We start from the raw sequence: 16043 nt of genomic DNA, 5'->3' as shown, positions 1-16043 counted from the left end.
CTCCTCAGTCGGACCAGTCGACGGCGATGAGCTCGGGCAGCGGCTCGAACTCCTTGATCTCCTTCAGCGACGGCCCCATGGCGGCGTTGGCCTCGCGCTCGACCATCACCTCCACCAGCACCGGGAGCCGTTCGCGGGCGGCCTCGGCGCTCGCCCAGGCCAGCGCGTCGCGGATGTCGCCCGGCTCCTCCACCCGGCGCGCCGGGCAGCCGAACGCCTCCATGGCCTTCACGTGGTCGATCCCGCCCTCGCCGTAGTGCAGGTCCACGGCGAAGTTCATCTCGTACGGGATCTCCGCCTGCCTGATGAGGCCCAGGTACTCGTTGTTGATCATCACGATGACGAACGGGATGCGGTACTGGGCGGCGACCGCGACCTCCTCCATGAGGAACTGGAAGGAGTAGTCGCCGACCACCACCACGACCTGCCGTTCGGGGTGGGCGCACTTGACGCCCATCGCGGCCGGCACCTCCCAGCCCAGCGGCCCGGCCTGGCCGCAGACCAGGTAGCGGCGCGGCAGGTAGGTCGTCTGGAACTGGCCGGACCAGATCTGGTAGAGCCCGATCGCGGTGACGAACGTGGTGTCGCGGCCGTAGAACTCGTTGAGCTCCCTGAACACCCTGGGCGGCTTGATCGGCACGTCGTCGAAGTCGTCGCGGCGGGCCATCGTGGCGCGCAGCTCGCCGACCCGGCGCGGCCAGGCGCCCGGCTCGCGCGCCTCGCCCCGGCCGCGCGCCTCGTCGAGGAGCGCGGACAGCGCCAGCCTGGCGTGGCTCACGATGCCGAGGTCGGGCTCGAAGACCCGGCCGAGCTGGGTGGGCTCGATGTCCACGTGGATGAACGTGCGCCGGCCCCGGTAGACGTCCAGGTCGCCGGTGTGCCGGTCGCCGAACCGCGCGCCGACCGCCAGCACGAGGTCGCTCTCCAGGAACGCCGCGTTGCCCCACCGGGTCTGCGTCTGGATGCCGGCCATCCCGGCGAACAGCGGGTGGTCCTCCGGGAAGGCGCCCTTGCCCATGAGCGTGACCTGGACCGGCACCTGGAGGTGCTCGGCCAGCGCCAGCAGCTCCTCCGCCGCGTCGGCGATGATCACGCCGCCGCCCGCCAGGATGAGCGGCCTCCTGGCCTCGCCGATGAGGTCGACCGCCCGGCGCACCGCCCGGGGTAAGGGCCGCGGCACCTCGACGGGCAGCGGCGCGTCCACCGTCCTGTCGTACAGGCAGGTGCCGCGCTGCACGTCGATCGGCAGGTCGATGAGCACCGGCCCGGGCCGCCCGGAACGGGCGATGCGGAACGCCTCCCGGAACACCCACGGCGCCTGGGCGGGCTCCTTGAGCTGCACCGCCCATTTGGTGACGGGCCGGGCGACCTCCACGATGTCGACCGCCTGGAACGCCTCCTGGTGCAGCTTGGCGGTGGCCGCCTGCCCGGTGACGCAGATCATCGGGATCGAGTCGGCCATCGCGGTGTAGAGGCCGGTGATCATGTTGGTGCCGGCGGGGCCGGAGGTGCCGATGCAGACGCCGACGTTCCCGGTGACGCGCGCCCAGCCGTCGGCGGCGTGCGTGCCGCCCTCCTCGTGGCGGACCGTGATGTGCCGGATCGAGCTGTGCTGGAGCGCCGCGTACAGCGGCAGGATGGCCGCGCCCGGGATGCCGAAGACCGTGTCGACGCCCTCCGACTCCAGCACCGCGACCACGGCCTCCATGCAGGGGACTCGTGTCATGAATTGAGCCTTTCGATCACTTTGAGCAGCGCGGAGTGGTCGAGCGAGCCGTGGCCCTGCGCCCTGGCCGCCGCGACGAGCTGGGCGACCTGGCCGGTGAGCGGCAGGCTGACCCCGGCCTCGCGGGCCGCGGCGACCGCGATGCCCATGTCCTTGTGGTGCAGGTCGATGCGGAAGCCCGGGGCGAACTGCCGCCTGATCATCGTGTGCCGCTTGAGGTCGAGGACGCGCGAGCCGGCCAGGCCGCCGGCGAGCACGTCCAGCCCGGCGACGGGGTCGACGCCGGACGCCTCCAGCAGCACGATCGCCTCGGCGACCAGCCCGTAGATCCCCCCGACGACGAGCTGGTTGGCCGCCTTGACGGTCTGGCCCGCGCCGGCCGGGCCGACGTGCACGATCGTGGTGCCGAGCGCGCCGAGCACCGGCCGGGCCGCCTCCACGTCCTCTGCGGCGCCGCCCACCATGATCGACAGGGTGCCGTCGATCGCGCCGCGCTCGCCGCCGCTGACCGGCGCGTCCAGCGCCCGCACGCCCCTGGCCGCCGCCAGCCCGGCGACCCAGCGGGAGGTCTCGGGCCGGATCGTGCTCATGTCGAGGTAGAGCAGGCCGGGCGAGGCGTGCTCGACGATGTCCGGCGCCACCTGTTCGACCTGCGGCGAGTCGGGCAGCATGGTGATCACCACGGCCGCGCCGGTCACCGCCTCGGCCACGCTGGAGGCGCCCTTGCCGCCCCGCGCGACCAGCTCGTCCACCCGCTCCGCGCTGACGTCGTAGCCGGTCACGGCGTGCCCGGCGGCGACCAGGTTGGCGGCCATCGGGCTGCCCATGATCCCCAAGCCGACGAACGCGATCGTCATCCCTGCCTCCAAGCGAACGCTCCCGGCCCCTCGTGCCGGTACTCCAGGCCGACGTGCCCCCGGTAGCCGGCCTCCGCCAGCCGCGCGAGGATCTCCGGGTACGGCATCCGCCCGCTCCCGGGCCGCCCCCGGCCGGGGTCGTCGGCGATCTGCACGTGGCCGAACCTCGCCGCGTGCCCGCCGACGAGCGCGAGCACGTCCTCACCCATGCGGTGCAGGTGGTAGAGGTCGGCCAGGAAGGCCACGTTCTCGCGGCCCACCTCGTCGATCAGGTCGAACGCCTCCTGGGACGAGGTGATCGGGTAGTGCGGGTTCTCGTGGGAGTTGAGGGCTTCGACCACGACGGTCGCGCCGATCTCCCCCGCCGCGTCGGCGGCCCTCCTCAGGTTCTCCACCGCCAGCGCGCGGTCCGTGCCGGGACCGTTGCCGTACAGGGCGTTGAGCACCCCGCACCCGAGCTCGCCGGCGAACGCGACCGCCACCGGGATGTTCGCCCGGAAGCGTGCGGAGCCGTCGGGCCGCGCCAGCAGGCCGCGCTCGCCGGCGGCCATGTCGCCGGCGTCGAAGTTGAGCCCCGACAACCGCACGCCGGCGTCCTCGACGGCGGCGCGCAGCGCGACCAGGTCCGCGGGGTCCGGCTCGGGCGTGGCGAACGGCCACCACAGCTCGACCGCGTCGAACCCGGCCTTGGCCGCCGCCGCGGGCCGCTCCAGCAGCGGCAGGTCCGTCAGCAGGATGGACAGGTTGACCGCGAACCTCATGCCGCCGCCCTGCCGAGCGCCGACCGCATGAGCCTGGCCGTCTCCGACGGCGTCCGCCCGACCCGCACGCCGACCGCCTCCAGCGCCTCCTTCTTGGCCTGGGCGGTGCCCGACGAGCCCGACACGATCGCGCCCGCGTGCCCCATCGTCCTGCCCTCGGGGGCGGTGAACCCGGCCACGTAGGCGACGACGGGCTTGGTGACGTGCGCGGCGATGTACGCGGCGGCCCGCTCCTCGGCGTCGCCGCCGATCTCGCCGATCATCACGATCGCGTCGGTGCCCGGGTCGTCCTGGAACGCCTGGAGGCAGTCGATGTGCGTGGTGCCGATCACCGGGTCGCCGCCGATGCCCACGGCGGTCGAGAATCCCAGGTCGCGCAGCTCGTACATGAGCTGGTACGTGAGCGTGCCCGACTTGGAGACCAGGCCGATCCGCCCCGAGGAGGTGATGTCGGCGGGGATGATCCCGGCGGAGGACTGGCCGGGGCTGATCAGGCCGGGGCAGTTCGGGCCGATGATCCTGGTCCGTCCCGCCGCCGCGGCGCGCAGCCGGATCGCGTCACGTACGGGCACGCCCTCGGTGATGACCACGCACAGCGGCACCGCCGCCGAGACCGCCTCCTCCACGGCCGCGAGCGCGAAGCGCGGCGGCACGAACACCACCGACACGTCGGCGCCGGTCTCCGCCACGGCGTCGGCCACCGAGCCGAACACCGGCACCGCCCGCTCGCCGAAGTCGACCGAGCGGCCGCCCTTGCCTGGGGTCACCCCGGCCACCACCTCGGTACCGGCGGCCAGCATGCGGGCGGTGTGCCTGCTGCCCTCCGCGCCGGTCATGCCCTGGACCAGCACCCGGCTGTCCTTGGTCAGGAAGATCGCCATCACGCACCTGCCGCGAGTCTGGCCGCCATCTCGGCGGCGCCGTCCATGGTGGAGACCTGGCGGACCACCGGGTGCCGGGCGTCGCTCAGGATGCGCCGGCCCACCTCGGCGTTGTTGCCGTCCAGGCGTACGACGATGGGCCTGCTGTGGCCGCGTTCGCCGAGCAGTTCGAGCGCGGTGACGATGCCGTTGGCCACCGCGTCGCAGGCGGTGATGCCGCCGAAGACGTTGACCAGCACCGACCGGACGTCCGGGTCCGCCAGGATGATCTCCAGGCCGTCGGCCATGACCTGGGCGGACGCGCCGCCGCCGATGTCCAGGAAGTTCGCCGGATCGGCGCCCGCGCCGGCGACCACGTCGAGCGTGCTCATCACCAGCCCGGCGCCGTTACCGATGACGCCGACGCTGCCGTCGAGCTTGACGTAGTTGAGGCCCTTGGCCCTGGCCCGGTCCTCCAGGCTGCCGGTGCGCTCCCCGGCCGACCGCTCGTGGCGGAAGGCGGCGTTGTCGTCGAGGGTGACCTTGCCGTCGAGGGCGACGATCTGCTGGCCGGTGGTGCAGATGAGCGGGTTCACCTCGACGAGCAGGGCGTCCTCCTCGGCCATCACGGTCCACAGCCGCTCCAGGACCGGGGCCGCGGCCTGCGGCAGGCCCGCCTTGGCGGCCAGCAGCCGCGCCGTGCCGGCGTCCACGCCGGTCACCGGGTCGATCGGCAGCCGCACGATCGCGCCGGGGTCCGTCGCGGCCAGCTCCTCGATCTCCATGCCGCCCTGCGCGGACACCATGGCCAGGAAGCCGCCCTCGGCCCGGTCGACCAGGAAGGCCGCGTAGTACTCCTCGAAGGGCACGGTCGCGGCCTCGACCAGCACCCGTTTCGCGATATGTCCCTTGATGTCCATGCCGAGGACGCGGGCCGCCTCCTCCTCGGCCGCGGCCGGGCCCGCCGCCGCCCTGATGCCGCCCGCCTTGCCCCTGCCACCGGTCTTCACCTGGGCCTTGACCACGACGGGGACGCCCAGCTCCGCCGCGATCGCGCGGGCCTGCCCAGGCGTTTCCGCGACCCCGCCCGGCGGGACCGGAATCCCGTGACTCCCGAAGAGCTCCTTCGCCTGGTACTCGTACAGGTCCATTCGAGCCTCCTTTGTAGACGGTATACCGTATGGAATATCCGACGTCTAGGTCTCGACAGGTGGCCGGTTACTGGATATTCCATACGGTATGGAGAATGCACAAGTTGTCAGGGACTGGCGCGGGCGCTCCTACCTCGTCGGACCGGTCCCCGCCGACCGCACCCGCATGTTCCGGCTCGCCCTCGTGGCCATGGCCGCCATCAGCCCGCTGCAGTACGGCTTCGCCGCGCTGCTCGCCCGGGACGGCGCCGGGCTGCTGCTCCTGGCCGCCTGCCTCGTCTTCCAGGCCGCCGGGGCGCTCCCCGCCCTCCACCTCGTCCGCCGCCGCCGGCTCCCGGTCCGCACCGCGCTCGCCGCGGGCGCCGCCCTGACCGCCACCGGCCTTCTCACCCTCGCCCTGACCTTCCCCGCCACCACCGGGCCGGCGGTGGCGTTGCCCGGGTACGCGGTGCTGGGGTACGCGGTGCTCGGAGGGCTCGGGGCGGGGGCCGTCTACGGCGTGTGCAGCGAGGTGGTCTCGGCCTGGTACCCCGACCGGGCCGCCTCCCGGGTGAGCCTGGTGACGGGGGCGTTCGGGTACGGGGCGGTCCCGCTGCTGGTGTGGGCCGGGATCGCCCCGGCGACGACCCCGTGGGCCTTCGGGGCGGCGGCGCTCGCGGCGGCCGTGGCCATCGGCGTCGCGGCCCGGCGCCTGCGGCTGCCGCCGCGCCACTGGTGGCCCGCGACCGTCGACCCGCGCGCGCACGCCCTGGACGCGGCCATCCTGCGCCGCACGCCCGGCGCGGTCCGCCAGTTCGGCCTGGCCCAGGCCCTGCGCACCCGGGCGCTCCCCGCGCTGGCCGCCATCCTCGCCTGCGCGGGCGCGGTGTCCGTCCTCGACGTGATCGTGGTCGCCGCCACCGGCCCCTGGGGCGCGCTGGCCGTGCTGGTGGCGCTGAACGGCGCGGGCCGGGCGGCGGCCATGCGCGCCTCGGAGGCCCTGGGCCGCCGGCGTGTCCTCGCCGCCGTGCTCGCGATCCTGGCCGCGGGCCAGCTCCTCCTCCTGGCCGCCCTCCACACCCCCGCGCCCGGCCCCGGAGAGGTCACGGGAGCGGCGGGCGGCCCGCTGCTGTGGCTCGGCGCGATCACCGCCGGACTGGGCGGCGGCGCGTTCTATCCGCTGGTGGCGAGCCTCGTACGGGAGTTCTTCGGCGTCGAGAAGGTCGGCGAGATCCAGGCCGTCGTCTACAGCGCCAAGGCCGTGGCGGGCGTCCTGGCCGCCTGCCTCGCGCTGGGGGCCCTGACCACGCCGGGCCCGGCGCTGCTGGCCGCCACCGCCCTCGCCGCCCTCCCGGCGCTGGCCACGCTCAGGTTGCGCACGCCGGGGCTCCCCGCGACCATCCCGCTGTGAATGCGGGGCGAAACCCTGTGTGAAACGCTGTGTGCAACGCTGTGATGTAGCTCTCTGTGATGAGACTCACGGCGGGCCGTGCATCCTGCGCAGTATGCTGTAGGCAGTCGACCAAAACCATTTTGTTGCGCAGTCTCTGGAGTCGTCATGTTGCTGTCGGATCAGGCCGGTCAGGCGGCGGCCACCAAGATTCCCCGCCCTGCCACGCTCAGGGAGAGCGTGATCGAGGCCATCCAGGAGCTCATCGTCTCCGGCCAGCTCAAGCCCGGCCAGCACCTGGTCGAGAGCGAGCTGGCCGCCCTGCTCGGGGTGTCGCGGCAGCCGGTGCGCGAGGCGCTGCAGCAGCTCAGCGGCGAGGGCTGGGTCGACCTGCACCCGGGGCAGGGCGCGTTCGTGCACGTGCCGACGGTGGAGGAGGCCGACCAGCTCCTGGCGGTGCGCGCGCTCCTGGAGACGGAGTCGGCGCGGCTCGCGGCGCAGCACGCCGGCGAGGAGGGGGTGCGGCGGCTGCGGGCGCTGTGCGAGCGCGGCATGGCGGCCGTGCGTTCCGACGACGTCGACGGCGCCGTCGCCACCAACTCGGAGCTGCACGCGCTGGTGACGGCGCTGTCGGGCAACAAGGTGCTGGAGGAGCTGGCCAGCCAGGTGGCCCGGCGGGTGCGGTGGTATCACACGCCGGTGGCCCGCCAGCGGGGCATGGCCTCGTGGGAGGAGCACCAGGCGCTGATCGACGCGATCGAGGCCGGTGACGCCGACCGGGCCGCGTCGATCATGCGGGAGCACACCGGTCACACCCGCGCCTCGTACATGGAGCAGCGCGAGAACGAGCCGGTGGAGCCCGCGCCCAAGCCGGTGCGCCGCCGCCGCCCGCGCACGACCCCGTCGACGAACTAGCCGCCGCGGCCGGCACCCCGCCTTTCCGCCCGGAGACGGTCCGGGCGGCGGATTCCGCTTGCCCGGGGCCGTCCCGGGCAGCACATGAAGCAGAAACTGGGAGGTGTTCGAACGATGAAGAAGACGCTTGTCCGCTTCCTCCTTGGTGATCCCCTGGGTCAGGCCGCCGACGGCCGGGCCCTGGGCATCGGGCTGAGCGCGGCGCTCAGGAAGCACTACTCCGCCGACGACGCGGAGCTCCACCTGCGGAAGTGGGCCGCGGAGCACGACGTGCGCAAGAGCCCCAGGAGCTGAGCCGCGCACCGGGGGACGGACGCCCCCGGCGCGCGGCGTGGTCAGCGCTCCACCGGTTCGGCGACCTCCTTCCGGGCGTCGCGCGACGACTTGACCAGGCTCAGCACCGTGGTGACCGCCAGGGTGCCGAGGATGACCCCGAGCGACACGAGGATCGGGATCTCCGGAGCCCACGACACGCCGTCGTGGTGCAGCGCCTCCAGGATGAGCTTGACGCCGATGAAGGCGAGCACCACCGACAGGCCCTTGCTCAGGTAGACGAGCCGGTCGAGCAGGCCGCCGATGAGGAAGAACAGCTGCCGCAGCCCCATGAGGGCGAAGGCGTTGGCGGTGAAGACGAGATACGGCTCCTTGGTGAGCCCGAAGATGGCCGGGATCGAGTCGAGCGCGAACAGCAGGTCGGTGGTGCCGATGGCGACCATGACGATCAGCATCGGCGTCACCATCCTGCGGCCCAGGTGCACGGTGAGGCGGGCGCCGTGGTAGGTGTCGGTGGTGGGCAGCACCCGGCGGACCGTGCGCAGGGCGAGGTTCTCGGAGAACTCGGCCTCGTCCTCCTCGTGCCCGACGAGCTTCCACGCGGTGTAGACGAGGAAGGCGCCGAAGACGTAGAAGAGCCAGTCGAACCTCGACACCGCCTCCGCGCCGGCGGCGATGAAGGCGCCCCGCATGAGCAGGGCCAGCACGATGCCGATGAGCAGCACCTTCTGGCGATACTGGCGGGGCACCTGGAAGCGGCTCATGATCAGCAGGAAGACGAACAGGTTGTCGACGCTGAGCGAGTACTCGGTGATCCAGCCGGCGAAGAACTCGCCGCCGTGGCCGGGGCCCGACACGACCAGCAGCCCGATCCCGAACAGGACGGCCAGGCCCACGTAGAACGACACCCAGCCCACGCACTCCTTGAAGGTGGGTTCGCGCGGGTTTCGTGCGACGAGGTAGAAGTCCAGCGCCAGGACGAGGGCGAAGCCGCCGATCGTGGCGAGCCACACCCAGCCGGGCAGGTTCATCGGCCGGCTCCCTTCCGCGCGCGCAGCGCCTCGGCGTGATGGACGTACAGGCCGAGCAGCGCTTCGGCCCGCGGGTTGGCGGGGGCGACGCGGAGGAGCCAGTGCGGCATGAGCCGCTCGTGGATCCAGACGAAGCCGATGGCGAAGCCGAGCGAGACCATCGCCTGGTAGAGCAGGAAGCCTCCGGCCCCGCCGGCCAGGCCGCCGGTCCCGGCGACGCTCTCCTGGACGAGCCTGGACAGCGGGAAGGCCGCCATCCAGTACAGCCCGCACGGTCCGAAGGTGCCGGGCCGGAAGACGCCCCGGCCGAGCAGGACCCCGTACAGGCCGCCGAAGAGGCCGAGGGGCAGCGCGAGCATGAGGGCCGACAGGGCGGCCAGGCCGGTGGGGACCCCGGCGAACAGGGTCAGCCCACCGGCCATGGCGCCGGCGACGGCTCCGATCGACGCCCCTGGCAGGGCGAGTTCGAGGCTGTGCCGATCGATCATCAGCCCACGACCACGCCGAAGGCGAACAGGCTGTAGAACAGCATGCCGAGGTAGAAGACCGCGCCACACCCGATGATCACGTTCGACCACCACCTCGGCCTGATCGGCTTGGGCAGCATGCGGTTGTTGACCAGCAGCAGCGTTACGCAGTAGGCGCCCATCGCGAACGTCGACAGGAACGCCAGCGTGTCCAGGATCCCGGCCGGCCCGTCAGCGGGGCCGAACAGCAGGATCAGGATGCCGAAGATGATCACACCCCAGAGGAATCCCGCGTACAGGTGTGACATGCGCAGCTTCTTCGCGCCCTTCACGAAGTTGTACGTCATGTCGGCCTGGCCGCGGGAGAAGGAGTCGAACAGCCCGAGGGTGGCGTTGAGGCCGATCAGCGCGATGAACCCGAGGAAGATCACGCCGAGCACGGAGCTGCCCGCCGAGGAGACGGCGTCGGCCATCGCGGTGAGCGCGACCTCCCGCTCCTCGTTCTGGATGACGTCGCGGACGCCGGGGTTCTGCCGGACGGCCGCCTGGGCGATCACCGTGAAGGAGACCGTGACGAGCATGGTGATGCCCCAGAAGAGCAGTAAGGCGTCGAAGGTGACCCAGCGGCGCCAGCCCTTCCACTTGGCCATCTCGGCCGGGTCCTCGGTGTCGAACATGAAGCCGCGCGAGGGCATGGCCTCTTCCTCGCCGGCGTGCCGCAGGCCGTGGACCTTGGGGATGTGCGCGCCCATGCCGGCGCCGGAGGCCCGCAGGTGCAGCGTGTACCACATCTGCTGCATGCCGGACGGCCCGGCGAAGGCGCAGGCGCCGACGATGACGGGGAACCAGGCGGCCGTCATGGCCTCGGGCGGCAGGTAGCCGAAGGCGAACATGCCGGTGATCGTGGTGACGACGTCGTTCCAGGAGCCGACCATCGCGGCGACCACCGCGGTGCCGATCACGAGTGCGCCGATGAGCAGCGACAGCACGTTCTCCAGCAGGTTGTAGATGACCTTGGCGAAGCTGAAGATCACCCCGACCAGGATGAGCCCGGCGACGGCGGTGACCATCCAGGGGATGCCGGAGATCTGTTCCAGCGCCGCCGCCCCGGCGGACAGGTGTCCCGGCCAGATGTAGACGGCCATGGCGACGATGAAGAAGAACCACATGAGCGGCTTGAAGACGCGGGCGGCGCCGGAGAAGATGCTCTCCCCCGTCGCCATCGCGTAGCGGGCCATCTCCAGCATGACCACGGCCTGGAGGGTCACGCCGATCAGGAACAGCCACCTGATCTCCGGCCCGAACAGCAGCACGAGCCGGGGCCACATGTACGACTCGCCCATCCCCACGCCGAGGGCCACGAGGAAGACGGTGGGCCCGAGGATGTGCACCGAGGGAGGCGCGTCGGGGAGTTTCCTGATGGGCATCGGCTCCAGCCGGCCCGCTTTCCATACTCGTTCGTCCTCGACCGGCGGCGCAGACGTCGCCGGGGGTTTTGATGTGTCCACCTACGGACCTCCTGGGGGGATTTGTTGGTTCTCCTGCGCTGCCCCGAATGCGCCCCCTCGCCTGGCTCTGCTGCGGCTCGGCTCTTAGCCCAGCAGTCCGGCTGCCCTGGCCCAGCGGTACTTCGCGCCGAGCACCGCCACGGGCTTCTCGGTCGTGTACGGGTACGCGACCACTCCGTGCTCGAACAGGTACTCGCTGGCCTCCTCGACCTCGGTGTCCCCGGCCAGTGACGCGACGACCGGCTTGACGTTGCCCTTCGCGCGCTCCTCGGCGACCACGCGGGCGACGAGTTCGGCGAAGACCATCGGCGGCGTGACGATCGTGTGCCAGTAGCCCAGGACCAGCGCGTGGATCCGGTCGTCGGCGAGGCCGAGGCGGACCGTGTTCTCGTAGGTCGAGGGCGGCTCGCCACCGGTGATGTCGATGGGGTTGCCCGCCGCGCCGAACGGGGGGATGTAGGCGCGGAAGGCCTCGTCCAGGTCGGGCGGGATGTCCATGAGCGTCAGGCCCGCGTCGACGCAGGCGTCCGACAGCAGCACGCCGGAGCCGCCCGCCCCGGTGATGATGACGACGTTCTCGCCCCGGGGCGTCGGCATGATCGGCAGCGATCTGGCGTACTCGAGCATGTCGTTGAGCCCGGGGGCGCGCACGACGCCGGCCTGCCGCAGGATGTCGTCGTAGACCTTGTCGTCGCCGGCGAGCGCGCCCGTGTGGGAGCCGGCGGCGCGGGCGCCCATGGCGGTGCGGCCGGCCTTGAGGACGATGACGGGCTTCTCCTTGACGACGCGGCGGGCGGCCTCGACGAAGCCGCGCCCGTCCTTGAGGTCCTCCAGGTGCATGGCGACGGCGCGGGTGTTGTCGTCCTGCTCGAAGAAGGTGAGCAGGTCGTCCTCGTCCACGTCGGCCTTGTTGCCGACGCCGACGATCGCCGACACGCCCATCTTGGTGGTGCGGCTGAAGCCGAGGATGGCCATGCCGATGCCGCCGCTCTGCGAGGTGAGGGCGACACCGCCGCGCACGTCGTAGGGGGTGCAGAAGGTCGCGCAGAGGTTCTCGGGCGTGTAGTAGTAGCCGTAGATGTTGGGGCCGAGCATGCGCACGCCGTGCCTGCGGGCGATCTCGACGATCTCGGCCTGGCCCTCGACGTTGCCCGTCTCGGCGAACCCCGACGGGATCATGATGGCGCCGCCGACGCCCTTGCGCCCGGCCTCCTCCAGCGCGGCGGGCACGAACTTGGCGGGGATGGCGAACACGGCCACGTCCACGTCGTGCGGCACGTCGGCGATGCTCTTGTACGCGGGCAGCCCCATGATGTCGTCGGCCTTGGGATTGATCGGGAAGATCCGGCCCCGGTAGCCGCCGTTGATGAGGTTGCGCATGACGGAGTTGCCGATCTTGCCGGTCTCGGCGGAGGCGCCGATGACGGCGACGGAGCGCGGTTTGAAGATCCGCGTCATCTGCTCCAGGATGCGCTCGCGGGGCAGCCGGCCGACCTCGGCGGGGGCCTCGCCGATGAGGATGCGCACGTCGGCGGCCACGGCGCCGCGGGCGTCGGCGAAGACGGGGTTGAGGTCGATCTCGGTGATCTCGGGGAAGTCGCTCACCAGCCTGCCGACGCGTTCGATCAGTGCCGCCAGGGCCTCCCGGTTCGCGGGCTCGGCACCACGGGCACCTTTCAGCACGTCCGCCGCTTTGATGTCGTCGAGCATCCCCAGGGCTTCTTCCGCCGAAACCGGGGCAAGCCGGAAAGTAACATCCTTGAGCACCTCAACCAGGACACCTCCCAGCCCGAACGCGATCACCTTGCCGAACGTCGGGTCGGTGACCGCGCCGACGATGACCTCGTGACCGCCGCCGACGAGCCGCTGCACCTGGACGCCGTCGACACGGGCGCCCGGGTTGTGGGCCAGGGCGTTGGCCATGACGGTCTCGAAGCCGTCGCGCACCTCCTCGGCGGTCCTGAGGCCGACCAGCACGCCGCCCGCGTCGGTCTTGTGCAGGATGTCCGGCGAGACGATCTTCAGCACGACCGGGAGGCCGATGTCCTCCGCGATCGACACGGCCTCGGCCGCCGAGGTGGCCAGCCCTTCGCCCGGGGTGGCGATGCCGTACGCCTCGCAGATCCCGCGCCCCTCCGGGGCGGTCAGGGCCGTGCGGCCTTCGGCGAGCGCCTTGTCCAGGATGTCCCTGACTGCACTCACTAGATGACTCCGTTCGTCTTCAGCTCGGCCAGCTCCTCGGGGCTCACGCCGAGGGGGCCGTAGATCTCCTGGTTGTGCTCGCCCAGCAGGGGCGGCGTCCTGACGTCGACCGGCGAGTCCGACAGCTGCAGCGGGCTGCCGACGGTCACGAACTCGCCGCGTTCGGGATGGTCGACCGCGACGACGATGCCCTCCTCGCGCAGGCTCTCGTCCTCCACCAGCTCCCTGGTCGACAGGATCGGGCCGCACGGGATGTTCTCGGCGTTCAGCCGGTCCAGCACCGACCACTTGTCGTGCCGGATCGTCCACTCCTCGATGAGCTGGAACATCTTGTCCAGCTTCGGCAGCCGCGCCTCCGGCGTCGCCCACTCGGGGTCGTCGGCCAGCTCGGGGCGGCCGATGATGGCCGACAGCGGCTTCCAGCCGACCGGCTGCACGATCACGTAGATGTAGTCGTTCGGCCCGCCCGGCGCGCAGCGCACCGCCCAGCCGGGCTGGCCGCCGCCGCTGGCGTTGCCGGAGCGCGGCACCTCGTCGCCGAACGTCCTGTTCGGGTACTCGCGCAGCGGGCCGTGCGCCAGCCGCTGCTGGTCGCGCAGCTTGACCCGGCACAGGTTGAGCACCGCGTGCTGCATGGCGACCTGCACCCGCTGGCCGCGCCCGGTGCGCTCGCGCTGGTAGAGGGCCGCCAGGATGCCGGCCACCGCGTGGATGCCGGTGCCCGAGTCGCCGATCTGCGCGCCCGTGGCCAGCGGCGGGCCCTCCTCGAAGCCGGTCGTCGACATCGAGCCGCCCATCGCCTGGGCGATCACCTCGTACGCCTTGAACTTGGCGTAGCGGCCGGCGCCGAAGCCCTTGATCGAGGCGTAGACGAGGCGCGGGTTGAGCTCCTGGAGCCGGTCCCAGGTGAAGCCCATGCGGTCGACCGCGCCGGGGCCGAAGTTCTCCACCAGCACGTCGGCGCCCTTCACCAGCTCGGTGAACAGCTCCTTGCCGCGCTCGCTCTTCATGTTGAGCGTGATGCTGCGCTTGTTGCAGTTGAGCATCGTGAAGTAGAGGCTGTCGACGTCCGGCAGGTCGCGGAGCTGCTGCCGGGTGATGTCGCCGGTCGGCGACTCCAGCTTGACCACGTCGGCCCCCAGCCAGGCGAGCAGCTGGGTGGCGGACGGGCCGGACTGGACGTGGGTCATGTCGAGGACGCGGACACCTTCGAGTGCCTTCATGTCGGGACCTGCCCTACTTGTACATGGTCTGGTTCATGGTGCCGGGCGCGTACACGTCGGGATCGACCCAGACGTTGATCAGCGACGGCTTGCCGGACTCGCGGGCCCGCTCCAGCGCGGGGCGGATCTCTGCCGGGTCGCGGACCTCCTCGCCGTAGCCGCCGAGCAGCTCGGCGAACTCGCCATAGCGGATGTCGCCCAGCGTGTTGCCGACGCGGGCGCGGTCCTCGCCGTACTTGGCGGCCTGGCCGTAGCGGATCTGGTTCATCGAGGAGTTGTTGCCGATGACGCCGATGAACGGCAGGTCGAAGCGGACCATCGTCTCGAAGTCCCAGCCGGTGAGGCTGAAGGCGCCGTCACCGAACAGGCACAGCACCTCCTTGTCGCGCCTGGCTTGCTTGGCCGCCATCGCGAAGGCCATGCCGACGCCCAGCGTGCCGAGCGGGCCCGGGTCCATCCAGTGGCCGGGCGACTTGGGCTGGACGACCTGGCCGGAGAAGGTGACGATGTCGCCGCCGTCGCCGATGTAGATGGTGTCCTCGGTGAGGAACTCGTTGATCTCGTGGACCAGCCGGTACGGGTCGATCGGCTGGGCGGCGGAGAGCTGGCGCGGCAGCCGCTTGTCGTAGGCCGCTGCCTCGACCGCGCGCAGCTCCTCGATCCACTCCTTGCGCCTGGCCGCCGAGTCGGAGACCCGGCCGCTGGCCGCCTGCGCCGTGGCGGCCAGGATGAGCCCGGCGTCGCCGACGATGCCCAGGTCGATGTCCCGGTTCTTGCCGACGGTGCGGTAGTCGAGGTCGATCTGCACCACCGTCGCCGTCGGCGACAGCCGCTTGCCGTAGCCCATCCGGAAGTCGAACGGCGTCCCGACGATGATGATCAGGTCGGCCTCGGTGAAGGCGTAGCGGCGGCTGAGCTGGAAGTGGTGCGGGTCGCCGGGCGGCAGCGTGCCCCGGGCCGAGCCGTTCATGTAGGCGGGCACGTTGAGCTGGCGGACGAAGTCGATCGCCGCGTCCGTGGCCCGGCAGGTCCACACCTGGCTGCCGAGCAGGATGCACGGCTTGTCCGCGTGGGCCAGCAGGTCGGCCAGCTTCTCGACGGCCTCCGGGTCGCCGGCCTGGCGGGTGGAGGCCCGGTAGTTCTTCGGGATGCGCGCCTTCTCCAGCGGCACCTTCGCGTCCAGCACGTCGCGCGGGATCTCCAGGAACGACGGGCCCGGCGCGCCGTGGTAGCACTCGCGGAAGGCCATCGACACGATGTCGGCCACCCGTTCCGTGCTCGGCACCGTCGCGGCGAACTTGGTGATCGGCGTCATCATGTCGACGTGCGGGAGGTCCTGCAGCGAGCCCATCTTGTGCTGGCTCAGCGCCCCCTGCCCGCCGATCAGCAACATCGGGCTCTCGGCGCGGAACGCGTTGGCCACGCCGGTGACCGCGTCCGTCGTGCCGGGGCCGGCGGTGACCACCGCGCAGCCGGGCTTGCCGGTGATGCGCGCGTAGCCGTCGGCCGCGTGCGCGGCCACCTGCTCGTGGCGCACGTCGATGACCTCGATGCCCTCATCGACGCAGCCGTCGTAGATGTCGATGATGTGCCCGCCGCAGAGCGTGTAGATCACGTCCACGCCCTCGGCCTTGAGCGCCTTGGCCACCAGATGACCGCCAGAGATCGTTTCCGACATCGATGCGTCCCTTTCCCAGCGA

At 71.7% G+C, this 16043-nt stretch carries 14 protein-coding genes; 3 read left to right on the top strand and 11 right to left on the bottom strand.

Annotated elements, in window-relative coordinates; genetic code table 11:
• Positions 1-4: 4 nt before the first annotated feature.
• From gcl to sucC, 5 genes are read right to left on the bottom strand one after another with little or no spacing between them, the layout of a single operon-like run.
• Positions 5-1726: a glyoxylate carboligase gene (gene gcl, locus ACWDXC_RS16845; protein WP_449982473.1), complete on the bottom strand. Its 1722-nt coding sequence runs from the start codon at positions 1724-1726 to the stop codon at positions 5-7.
• Entirely contained in the window at positions 1723-2583 is an 861-nt protein-coding gene (locus ACWDXC_RS16840) for an NAD(P)-dependent oxidoreductase (RefSeq protein ID WP_449982470.1), read from the bottom strand. The genes gcl and ACWDXC_RS16840 overlap by 4 nt, the downstream gene beginning before the upstream one ends.
• Positions 2580-3344 carry a hydroxypyruvate isomerase family protein gene (locus ACWDXC_RS16835; RefSeq protein WP_449982467.1) on the bottom strand — a complete coding sequence of 255 codons (765 nt, stop codon included), beginning with the start codon at positions 3342-3344 and terminating at the stop codon, positions 2580-2582. The genes ACWDXC_RS16840 and ACWDXC_RS16835 overlap by 4 nt, the downstream gene beginning before the upstream one ends.
• Positions 3341-4225 carry a succinate--CoA ligase subunit alpha gene (sucD, locus tag ACWDXC_RS16830; protein ID WP_449982464.1) on the bottom strand — a complete coding sequence of 295 codons (885 nt, stop codon included), beginning with the start codon at positions 4223-4225 and terminating at the stop codon, positions 3341-3343. The genes ACWDXC_RS16835 and sucD overlap by 4 nt, the downstream gene beginning before the upstream one ends.
• The gene (gene sucC, locus ACWDXC_RS16825; protein ID WP_449982462.1) at positions 4225-5355 is read right to left on the bottom strand and encodes an ADP-forming succinate--CoA ligase subunit beta; all 1131 of its coding nucleotides are present in this window, start codon (positions 5353-5355) and stop codon (positions 4225-4227) included. Before sucC ends, sucD begins: the two co-directional genes overlap by 1 nt.
• 88 nt (positions 5356-5443) lie before the next feature.
• On the opposite strand from sucC, the gene ACWDXC_RS16820 reads away from it, so the two are divergent.
• From ACWDXC_RS16820 to ACWDXC_RS16810, 3 genes are all read left to right on the top strand, one after another.
• Positions 5444-6745: an MFS transporter gene (locus ACWDXC_RS16820; protein WP_449982459.1), complete on the top strand. Its 1302-nt coding sequence runs from the start codon at positions 5444-5446 to the stop codon at positions 6743-6745.
• Positions 6746-6892: 147 nt separating this feature from the next.
• Complete coding sequence (locus tag ACWDXC_RS16815) at positions 6893-7639, top strand: GntR family transcriptional regulator (RefSeq protein ID WP_449982457.1); 747 nt, start codon at positions 6893-6895, stop codon at positions 7637-7639.
• 114 nt (positions 7640-7753) lie between these two features.
• Positions 7754-7933, top strand: coding sequence for a hypothetical protein (locus ACWDXC_RS16810; protein WP_449982454.1), 180 nt, complete (start codon positions 7754-7756; stop codon positions 7931-7933).
• Positions 7934-7974: 41 nt separating this feature from the next.
• On the opposite strand, the gene ACWDXC_RS16805 is transcribed toward ACWDXC_RS16810, so the two are convergent.
• The 6 genes from ACWDXC_RS16805 to ACWDXC_RS16780 all read right to left on the bottom strand — a co-directional run bounded on the left by ACWDXC_RS16805 (position 7975) and on the right by ACWDXC_RS16780 (position 16021).
• Positions 7975-8943 (bottom strand): TerC family protein, encoded by a 969-nt coding sequence (locus ACWDXC_RS16805; RefSeq protein ID WP_364175097.1) that lies wholly within the window; start codon positions 8941-8943, stop codon positions 7975-7977.
• A complete protein-coding gene (locus ACWDXC_RS16800; protein WP_449982451.1) occupies positions 8940-9431 on the bottom strand; it encodes a hypothetical protein in 492 nt (163 codons plus the stop codon). The genes ACWDXC_RS16805 and ACWDXC_RS16800 overlap by 4 nt, the downstream gene beginning before the upstream one ends.
• The gene (locus ACWDXC_RS16795; RefSeq protein WP_449982448.1) at positions 9431-10837 is read right to left on the bottom strand and encodes an Nramp family divalent metal transporter; all 1407 of its coding nucleotides are present in this window, start codon (positions 10835-10837) and stop codon (positions 9431-9433) included. The genes ACWDXC_RS16800 and ACWDXC_RS16795 overlap by 1 nt, the downstream gene beginning before the upstream one ends.
• 165 nt (positions 10838-11002) lie before the next feature.
• A complete protein-coding gene (locus tag ACWDXC_RS16790) occupies positions 11003-13120 on the bottom strand; it encodes an acetate--CoA ligase family protein (RefSeq protein WP_449982445.1) in 2118 nt (705 codons plus the stop codon).
• Positions 13120-14343: a formyl-CoA transferase gene (gene frc / locus ACWDXC_RS16785; RefSeq protein WP_449982442.1), complete on the bottom strand. Its 1224-nt coding sequence runs from the start codon at positions 14341-14343 to the stop codon at positions 13120-13122. Before frc ends, ACWDXC_RS16790 begins: the two co-directional genes overlap by 1 nt.
• 13 nt (positions 14344-14356) lie before the next feature.
• The gene (locus ACWDXC_RS16780; RefSeq protein WP_219509512.1) at positions 14357-16021 is read right to left on the bottom strand and encodes a thiamine pyrophosphate-binding protein; all 1665 of its coding nucleotides are present in this window, start codon (positions 16019-16021) and stop codon (positions 14357-14359) included.
• Between the last annotated feature and the right edge of the window lie 22 nt (positions 16022-16043).

Source organism: Nonomuraea sp. NPDC003214, from assembly GCF_053590035.1.
Note: the sequence above shows the minus strand (reverse complement) of the source record. Positions and strands in the feature narration are given on the sequence as shown.